This window comes from uncultured Amnibacterium sp., assembly GCF_964244015.1.
Lineage (GTDB): Bacteria > Actinomycetota > Actinomycetes > Actinomycetales > Microbacteriaceae > Amnibacterium.
On sequence record NZ_CAXTHO010000171.1, the window covers coordinates 1 to 2,045 of the forward strand.

A 2,045-nucleotide genomic window follows, 5' to 3' on the forward strand; every position below is an offset into this window, starting at 1 on the left:
GTATTGGCGCGCCGGATACGACACCGAGCGGCTGACCCAGGTCGCGCGATACGTCGGCGCGGCCGCCGGATGTCAGACGATCGGGTCGACTGACCCTGAGCGAGCTCGAGTGGCACCGGTGACTTCCGTCGCGCACGTCGGCCCGCGGTGCCCACGCCCGGAATCGGTGGACGCGAGGTGGTCCAGGACCTGCTGCTGCCACTCCGCGTCGCAGGGCATGCCGACGATGAAGAGGCGGTGGATCACGGCTCCGACGAGAAGGTCGAGCGTCGTTTGCATGCCGGCATCGCCACCTCGGGGTTGCCGCGACGGTGTGTCCCGGCTCACGGTGGTGCCGAGGACGATCTGAGCCCGGACGAGGCCACGGCCGGTCGGAGTGTTCAGCAGGACGGCGAGCCTGGTCAGCAGTTCGCGGGGTGATGCATCGGCGGGGTCGAGCTCAGCCTGGAGTCGAGCTGCGGTCCGCTCGAGGGCGAGCGTGAGCAGCGCGTGCTCGGTGGGCCATCGGCGGTACAGCGTGCTGCGGTGGACGCCGACGTCGTCGGCGAGGTCCTGCATCTTCACCGTGAACGATCGCGCCGTTGCGAGTCGTCGAAGGACGGCGGCAGCGACGGCATCGTCGATCTGCGCGGGCGGACGTCCTCGACCGGATAGCACCACAGTTGAATTATGCGACACCGTGTCGCATACAGTCCGGGTGTGCGGATCCTGCTGGTCTCGATCGATACTCGTGGTGGGGTGGCGCCCTACGGTGTCCTCGGCGATGCGCTGGCGTGCCGCGGGCACGAGGTCGTGGTCGCAGCCCCAGCAGACCTCGTCGACGTCCTTCCCGGTTCGGTCTCCGTCGTCCCCCTTCCCGGTGGCATGCGCGAGGCGGTCGAGGCTTTGGGCTCGACCGAGGGGGTGCTGCGGGCACCGCGTGGACTCCGCTCGACGCTGCAAGCGCGGACCGAGGCTGCGGTGCGTGCCGTGCTGGAGGCCATCGGCGGGGTCGACGTCGTCGTCGCTGGTGTCGGCGGCGCGGCGGTCGCGGAGGCGGTCGCGCTCGCGCACGGCGCGCCGCTGCTCCGAGCGCATCTGCAGCCGATCGGTCCGGCGGCCGCCGAGTACCCGGGGGTGCTCGCACCTCGGCTGCTCCAACGTGCGGGGGTGCCGCGTCTGCTCGGGCATGTCGCCACCGCCGAGCTCGTGACGCTGCCCGTCAGGGGCACGCGGCGCTCGGCGCGTCTGGCTGCGAACGTCTCTCCTCGCGCCCGGCCGCGAGTCGTGCCGGGCGCGGTGTACGGGTACAGCCAGCGGGTCGTACCGCGTGCTCGTTCGTGGGCGCCCGACCGGGTGATCACGGGGTACTGGAGGAGCGCCGAGACGGAACCGGAGCTCGAACCCGCTCTCGCGGACTTCCTTGATCGGCACGACCGGCCGGTGGTCGTGGGCTTCGGATCCATGCGCGTCCGGGATCCGGTGCGGATCGCGCAGGTCATCCGGCGTGCCACGTCCGACCTCGGCCTACCGATGGTCGTGCTGACCGGATGGAACGGTCCGTTTCCCATCCAGGACCTCCCGGAGACGGTCTTCGTCGCCCCCGAGGCGCCGCATGACCGGCTGTTCCGGCGAGCGTCCGCGGTCGTCCACCACGGCGGTGCCGGCACCACGGGAGCTTCGCTGACCGCCGGAGTGCCGACCATCGTCGTACCGTTCGCGGCTGACCAGACGTTCTGGGGGAACCGCGTGCACGCACTCGGCGCCGGACCAGGCCCGATCCCGGTCGCCGGCCTGACCGAGCAGCGGCTCGTCAACGCCCTCGAAATCGCGACAGGTACCCCGGTCGCGCACGCAACGGCGACCCTCGCCGAGCAGCTCCAGGCAGAAGACGGACCCGGCGCAGCGGTCACCGCGATTGAGCACCTCCTCTCCGGACGGACCGCGTCGCCTGAACGCTGAACGAGCCCCACTGAAGCGGGTGCCGTCTGGGGTGCGGAGGTCAGGCGGGCGGGTCAGAGCATGCGACGAGCGGCGCATGCTCGGCGACGTCCGGGCTAGGGTCC

Annotated in this window: 2 protein-coding genes; one reads left to right on the plus strand and one right to left on the minus strand. The window is 71.3% G+C overall.

The features are described 5' to 3' along the window. Nucleotides 1-72 precede the first annotated feature (72 nt). A complete protein-coding gene (locus tag ACFE67_RS14100; protein WP_375407507.1) occupies nt 73-786 on the minus strand; it encodes a TetR/AcrR family transcriptional regulator in 714 nt (237 codons plus the stop codon). Between ACFE67_RS14100 and ACFE67_RS14105 the strand changes: the two genes are divergently transcribed. Continuing rightward, nucleotides 739-1,941: a glycosyltransferase gene (locus tag ACFE67_RS14105; protein ID WP_375407508.1), complete on the plus strand. Its 1,203-nt coding sequence runs from the start codon at nt 739-741 to the stop codon at nt 1,939-1,941. The genes ACFE67_RS14100 and ACFE67_RS14105 overlap by 48 nt on opposite strands. Nucleotides 1,942-2,045 lie beyond the last annotated feature (104 nt).